The sequence below is a fragment of the Alloprevotella sp. genome, from assembly GCF_057240785.1.
Genome location: NZ_DBHHRH010000030.1, coordinates 200,533 through 207,418, shown reverse-complemented (window position 1 = coordinate 207,418; position 6,886 = coordinate 200,533). Strand labels below are relative to the sequence as shown.

Annotated in this window: 5 protein-coding genes and 1 pseudogene; 5 read left to right on the top strand and 1 reads right to left on the bottom strand. The window is 41.2% G+C overall.

What is annotated here, in order from left to right; all coding sequences use genetic code 11:
- Positions 1-254 precede the first annotated feature (254 nt).
- Together ACO4R2_RS07115 and ACO4R2_RS07110 are read left to right on the top strand one after the other, a co-directional pair.
- On the top strand, positions 255-1,067 hold the full coding sequence (locus tag ACO4R2_RS07115) for a GLPGLI family protein (protein ID WP_484769715.1): 813 nt from the start codon (positions 255-257) through the stop codon (positions 1,065-1,067).
- A 20-nt stretch (positions 1,068-1,087) separates the two neighbouring features.
- Positions 1,088-3,631 carry a TonB-dependent receptor gene (locus tag ACO4R2_RS07110; protein WP_484769714.1) on the top strand — a complete coding sequence of 848 codons (2,544 nt, stop codon included), beginning with the start codon at positions 1,088-1,090 and terminating at the stop codon, positions 3,629-3,631.
- A 617-nt stretch (positions 3,632-4,248) separates the two neighbouring features.
- Here the strand turns inward: ACO4R2_RS07110 and ACO4R2_RS07105 are convergent.
- Positions 4,249-4,434 (bottom strand): annotated as a pseudogene (locus ACO4R2_RS07105) (hypothetical protein).
- Positions 4,435-4,748: 314 nt separating this feature from the next.
- Here ACO4R2_RS07105 and ACO4R2_RS07100 point away from each other — a divergent pair.
- From ACO4R2_RS07100 to ACO4R2_RS07090, 3 genes are all read left to right on the top strand, one after another.
- Complete coding sequence (locus ACO4R2_RS07100; protein WP_311490085.1) at positions 4,749-5,660, top strand: hypothetical protein; 912 nt, start codon at positions 4,749-4,751, stop codon at positions 5,658-5,660.
- 32 nt (positions 5,661-5,692) lie between these two features.
- Positions 5,693-6,298, top strand: a complete 606-nt coding sequence (locus ACO4R2_RS07095; RefSeq protein ID WP_484769713.1) for a hypothetical protein — start codon at positions 5,693-5,695, stop codon at positions 6,296-6,298.
- A 266-nt stretch (positions 6,299-6,564) separates the two neighbouring features.
- Positions 6,565-6,840, top strand: a complete 276-nt coding sequence (locus ACO4R2_RS07090; protein ID WP_484769712.1) for a hypothetical protein — start codon at positions 6,565-6,567, stop codon at positions 6,838-6,840.
- Positions 6,841-6,886: the final 46 nt, after the last annotated feature.

Sequence of the window (6,886 nt, the reverse complement as noted above, 5' to 3'; positions counted from 1 at the left end):
AATTTCGCTAATCACCAAATTTATAGACACTTATAATTCGTCGAACTCACGTTAAAATATAGTTAGCAACACCTACTTTGTGAAAGGCACCAAAGGTATAATCTAAAGTATTTCACATCAAAGTACAATTAACCCGAAGAAGATAGAGATAATTGTCAATATATAGAAATCGATAAATAAATCACCTTATCGATACGGAACGAGAAATTCGCCACATCGATTCGAGTATTGTAAAATTGCTAAAATAAAGAAGTATGAGAATAATAATGTCAGTAGTCTTGGCGTTTATCGCCATGTTAGCCCCCGCGCAGGAGGTGAAGATGAAGCCGCTCGCCCCCATTGAAGTTGAGGTAAGTTACGAGCTGGATCAATTATGCGATTATTCCCAACAAGTAGGTGAAAGTGATTGGCGTGAGAAATCAACATTGCTACTTGAGATCGGCAAAGGAATGGTACATAGCTATGTTGTAGAGGAACATCATAAGCTGATAGACCAATTCGTCATGCAACGCAGCAAAAACAGATGGAGAGTCACTCTTTTTAATGTTCATGCCTTGTTGGGCGAAACGTTTATGGCATATCCAAAAGTGGGAGAGTTGACCCAGATCGTCAATTTAGATGCCGCAGGCGTGTTTCAATATGTTGAGGACATTCCGGACTTCAAGTGGAAAATACTCTCCAAGTCTAAAGTCATTATGGGCTACAACTGTCAATGTGCCACAACCACGTTTAGAGGACGTGACTATGAGGCTTGGTTTACAACTGATATCCCATTGAGCTGTGGCCCATGGAAGTTCCATGGGTTGCCTGGACTCATTCTTGAAGTGGCAGACGTTAAGAACGAGTTCCACTTCACGGTCAATGGTATTAGTCAGATAAAGGGGGAAAAAAATATCGAGATGTTCGATGAAAAGATACGTAGCATCAAACGTAGTCGTGCTCTCAAAATGGAAACCTTATTGCATAAAAACCATGGTGCTTACGCAGCCGACTATGGCATTAACTATCGTCTGGGCGATGGCATGGAAAATGAAGAACAACCCTATTATCCTATAGAATTGGAATGATGAGAAAAGCCATCTTTATTTTGCTCTATTTTACACTTGCTACTGCCTCGTGGGCTGCCCTATCAGACTCCATTCGCGTTACAGGTCGTGTGTCTTATGCAAACGGCGATGCTGCCTATGCCATTGTAGCAGCGCTCCACCCGACAGACTCTTCTCTGATAGCTTACTGCATAACAGATGACGAGGGAAACTACAACTTGCATTTCACCACTGAAGCTAACAATATCTTAGTTCGCCTTTCAGGTTTTAATGTCAAACGGAAGATACGGAAGGTAAAGGCCGTCAGCCAGTCCCTTGATTTTACTGCCGAAGAGACCAGCATTACATTGCGTGAGGCTAATGTAAAAGCCCAAAAGCTATGGGGAAGTCGTGATACGATTAACTATCTGGTCGCATCCTATATGACTAATTACGACCGCACTATAGGGGATGTGCTGAAGCAACTGCCTGGCATAACGATTGAGGGCGGAACAATAAAATATCAGGGAACTCCCATCAATAATTTTTATGTAGAAGACATGGACATGCTGCAAGGGCGCTATAATATTATTACTGATGCGCTAAAAGCAGAGGATGTGGCCACGGTGCAAGTGCTCGAAAACCACGAGCACATCAAGTCTCTGCAAGATCAGATACGACCCGATGCGGCATCTATCAACCTCAAGCTGAAGACCAAGTCTAAGGGAGTATGGACAAAGGCTGTTGCGCTTGGAGCAGGCTATGACAACGGAATGCTGTGGAACTGCGAAGGGAATGCTATGTATTTTGGCAAGCAACGACAACATATTATCTATTATGGCGCAGACAATACAGGAAAGGGAGCCGACCGCATGTTACAACACTATGGAAGTAGTAAATTAGGAACAATTACCCTGACAGATATTATCTACCCAGGTACGTCGCCCGTAGGGTCCACTCTCTGGAACAACGAACATGCTTTTCATTCCAGCAATCTCAATCGCTTGAGTAAAACGGCACAACTCCACTACAGCCTCACCTATAATCACGACATACAGAAACAAGAATCTTATTCACAAACCACTTATCTGCTCCCTGGCAGTAATTTTCGTGTCGTTAGTGAAGACATTTCCTCCCATCTCACCACTAATAATTCTTTCGTACGACTATCATATGAGAACAATGCCCAAAGGAACTACCTCTCCAATACGCTTGACTTGTCTGGGCAATGGAGAGATGCCAACGGTGCCGTTGTGTCGAACACAAAGGAAATGCAACAACACGCCTTCAATCGCAATATTGGGGTATCCAACTATACTCGTTGGGTACACCGCACCGAAGGCGGTAACGGTGTTGAAATGACAAGCTACAACAGCGCACAAACCAATGCGCAATCGCTCACAGTTTGCGGAGGTCTTGATGCTCGCCAAGATATTGACCTCACAAGAGTAAGTACAGTCAACGAGTTCTCTCTGATAAAAGATCTTAGGAAACATCGCTGGAGTATAGTTCCCACTGCTGCCCTAAAACTCAATTATGTAGGTATGAAGCCTTTACTGCAAAGTACTATTTCGCCCGACAATGGCGATATGCACTATTTGCGGGCAGGAGTTAATGCGAGCGCCACATTGAAGTATGTAAACAACGACTTCAGACTCTCTTTTCTCCTCCCACTCGGACTAACTCATACCCAAATAAAGGATGAGACCCACCGCACACAGTTATGTTTCACACCATTGTTTAACCTGCAGTGGAAAATCAATGACAGCTGGACAATCGCAAGCGGAGGCTCTTATGGCGTGCAACCAACTTCATGGCCACAGCTCATTTCGACCTATATAATGAGTAACTACCGCACCACAAGTCGCTACTTGCCCAGTATTTCAGACAGTCATATAGGTTCAGTAAGTTCTAAACTCAGTTTCAAGGACATTATGAATAGCCTCTTTGTTTACATACAAGGGAAAGCCTCTCGCTCATGGAGCGATGTAATATATGGGACAACCATTGATAATGATGCCCGCACCATTATGCAAGCTGAATATATGCCTCATCATGACGATAGTTACTCTACAACAGGAAATGTCAGCAAGGGATTCGATTGGAAAAAGGCACGCATAGATATTACCGCCAATTATTCCCACCATTATGGCAGTATTCTGCGCCAGGCCGTTAAAACAGATTATCACAGCAATAACTTTTCCTTTAACGTTAACACCTCTGCCGATATCCTCCAGAATTTCCGCATCAGTTACGATTGTAGCTATGCGTTCTCGCGGTCAGTGTCTGGTGAATATGCTCACAAAATCCGCACACTCGAACAAAGCCTGAATCTAAATCTGTCGCTCATTCGCAAAAGTCTGCTGATGAACATAACGGCACGCCATACGCACAATTCCGGTCTTCAGGAAAAAACGGATTATGCTTTTTTGAATTGTTCCCTCACATACCGAACAAAACGGAAGATCGAATTTATTTTAGAGGGCAACAATATATTTAATACACATACTTTTATATCTCGATCTGATACTCAATTAACCCAATATTTTGAGATATATCAACTGCGCCCCCGAAGCATCATGCTAACGGCACGCTTTAATCTTTAATCTAAAGATTATTAGGGATTTTATGGTTTATAATAAGTTCCTCAAAACGGTCATTTATACCAGCAAAAAGTTATGAAGAAATTCATGGAACCATTACACCTGCAGACGCAACAAGGGTAGTACGTCCACATTACGATTACAGTATTCCATTTAAATATAATCCTCACTATCCAGAATTTCGGCAAGGGAAATTAAGATGATCACTATCTCAAGTAAAATTATATAAATGAAAACATACTTTATTCCACAAAATGACAAGATATCATTTTGTGATAATATATTTTATTGGCTTTGGCACAATACACCCAAAAGAGGTTTTCCTGATCGTACTTTTGCTATAATAGCTGTTCTTCAATTTTCTTATATAGTGTTCTTTGTAATAATGCTATTAATTTTACTAAATATAGTAATAGAGAGAAGTATTGCTGATAGTTTTGAACTATTGAGTAGCCCATTGTTCATATTATTTGTATTTTTAATTCTTATCAATATGAAAATATACAATGAAAACAAATATGAAAAACTACAGACACACTTCAATAAACTCTCATTGAAGGAAGTGAAGATTTATAAAAAGAAATTCTTCTACAGTATGCTTATAAGCGTTATAATAATAGTCATAGAATTATTGTTTTTTTTATTATCCTCAAATCCGCAACTAAGCCCTTGAACGTCCTTATTGCGTTTACACGTCCTCTCATTACTGAATTTGCAGATAATTTGAACTTGAAGCACCCACTTCTGCCTACAATATCCCCTTACCCCACAATGTGACTTGAGGCAATACACAATATCATTCCCATAAGTTGTAGGCACTATCCAAAATCAGTCTGGAAAACATCTGCGTAAGCATTATTACAGGTATAAATATTCAGCACATACCGCCTTGATGTCCTGATCCACTTGGCTGGTACAGAGATAAACCTGAAGATAGGACTTTAGCTTATGGTGCAAAACAGACTGGTTCTTGGTTCTGGAGAAGCTATTATTTCCTTCAGATAGATAATGGTGCAAAAGTAGGCGTGCCAGGAGACAAGAAGAATGGCGGCAACTATACAAAGGTTGATTGGTGGAATCCTTGGTTAATGGTTTGGGATTAATTTAAAGATGTAACAAAATGAAGAAGATCTTCTCTTTACAATTGTATGTTTGGCTTTTTCTTACAATATTGTTTTCTCAATGTACAAAGGTTGATTTAGAGGAAGGAGTACACAAAACAACTATTCTTCGGCATAATTATATTGCAATAACCACAAAAGATGATATTCCCGGAGAAGTGGAAGTGCATTATAGTATATTGGGCAATAATGGTCAAAACGAAGTCAAAACAGAGAGGCTTTCTACTCCTTGCGTGATTGGTGGAGAGAACGTCTTGGTCGCCTATGACAGTATTGTTGGTACACATTCGGGGAAAAGCGTTTTTAGCCAGCTTACCTTGAAAAGAGACTATCAAGAAAACGGAGCGGATTTTCTTTCAATCAAAAACTTGTCTTCGACCGTCCTTGAGTATGCCGTAATCGGTAACCAGCCTCTTGTATTCCATAACCCTGCGGATTTAAAAGAGTACCATAATTTCACCAATTTAAATGAGATAGATAAAACCAAGGTTGTAAAAGAAAGTCCAACTCCTATTAATTCGGAAGGTATTCCTGTTTTATATTTACTAAAGCCTGAACTTTCTAAAATTAACCAATACTATATTTTGCTAAGTATTGGAGATTGTGTGAATGGGGAGCTTACAACCGTAGAAAGTACCTATGCTAAGAATATTGGCATTAAACCTACACAGTATACTATTCGAGAAATAATGAATTTCTACAAAGAGGAATATAGCCATGGCAAAACCCTATTTGCAGACTACAACGACTATGATTTAAAATGTCAAAAGTACAAAGGTCTAGCTCGTTTAGACATAAAATTTTATGGAGAAATACAACCTGAGTCTTTTGTAAGGAACTCCGGACAGATTTGGTTTATTAATACAACTTCGGGAATGAAGGGAATTGACACCTTTAAGATATTTCAATAGGAATGATACATACTAAACAGCAATAAATAAAAATGAAGATTACTAAAACGATTCTGATCCTGCTTTTAAGCACAGTGATGTTTGCCGCTTATGCAGACAAACCGAAGAAGCAAGACCCGCTACTTACTGGTCCATTCTTTATCCAACCCTACTTCAATGCCTTCGGTATGCGGGTGCAAGAAGTAGATACTACGGAAGCTCGTCGAGGCTGTGTGGATGTTTGGGAACATCAGAGTGCGCGAGCATACTACTTTGTCTCAAAAAAGAATGCCGAAACCTCAATGGAGTATACAACGGGAGAATCAGGTTTTCTGATCGATAATATCAAATTTCATGTGTACAGAGAATATCCCACTGTTGAAGAAACAGAGGGGTTTATGTGGAATGAAATTCCTAAAGACTGGCAAGAAATTTCAGAAGAAGAGTATATCGAACATACCAAGGAGAAATGTCGCCGCATGGTAGGTATATGTTCCGAAATCTATCGCTCAGATGTGAAATGCTATCGCTTGCCCAAGATAGAAGGCCGCCCAACCATCTATGCCGGAGTATGTGTTTCTGCTTTCCCCGCGAAAAAGAAAGTGGCGGTAAGTGCCAATATCTACTACTGGGAAGACGGTGGCGCAGTAAACAAATAAAACACAGCAAAGCAATTCCTTTATTGAATCTCTGCATTCCCTCCAGGAAACATTGCAAAAAAACTTCAGAAGCTTCACCAAATACAGTTTTGGTGAAGCTTCTAAACTTTTAAGCAAAGATTTAATATATAGGGACTATGCGATGAGTTAGTGACACTTTAAGGCTTGCTGAGTGGATGCTGTGCGACACCGCCGGTGTCGGAAGAGAGGGGGATCACACTACCCACGGGTTCACCCTTCGGGCATCACCCGCGGTTAAGCATTGTGTGTCCCCGCCGGGGACAGTAGGTTCACTCACTGCCGTCGGCCTCATCCCCCAGCATATCAAAACGCAGGAATCCGCCCCTAATAACTCACCCACACACATCGAAAAAAACTGTACACCATCGGAGACTACTTCTCCCTCCCTGCGCCATCACCACTGCCACACATCGAATGAAGTCTGTACACTATATGCTGCACCACTGCCACTCCCCAGTACCATTACCCCCGCAGCAAAACATAACAAACTTACGCCTCCAGCGGAGGCGCACCATGCTTAACCGCGGGTGATGCCCGAGCGGAGCGAGGATGAACCCGTGGACAGAA

Coding starts and splice junctions, on each gene's coding strand:
- ACO4R2_RS07100 (WP_311490085.1), top strand. CDS start 4,749: ATGAAGAAGATCTTCTCTTTACAATTGTATGTTTGGCTTTTTCTTACA.
- ACO4R2_RS07095 (WP_484769713.1), top strand. CDS start 5,693: ATGAAGATTACTAAAACGATTCTGATCCTGCTTTTAAGCACAGTGATG.
- ACO4R2_RS07115 (WP_484769715.1), top strand. CDS start 255: ATGAGAATAATAATGTCAGTAGTCTTGGCGTTTATCGCCATGTTAGCC.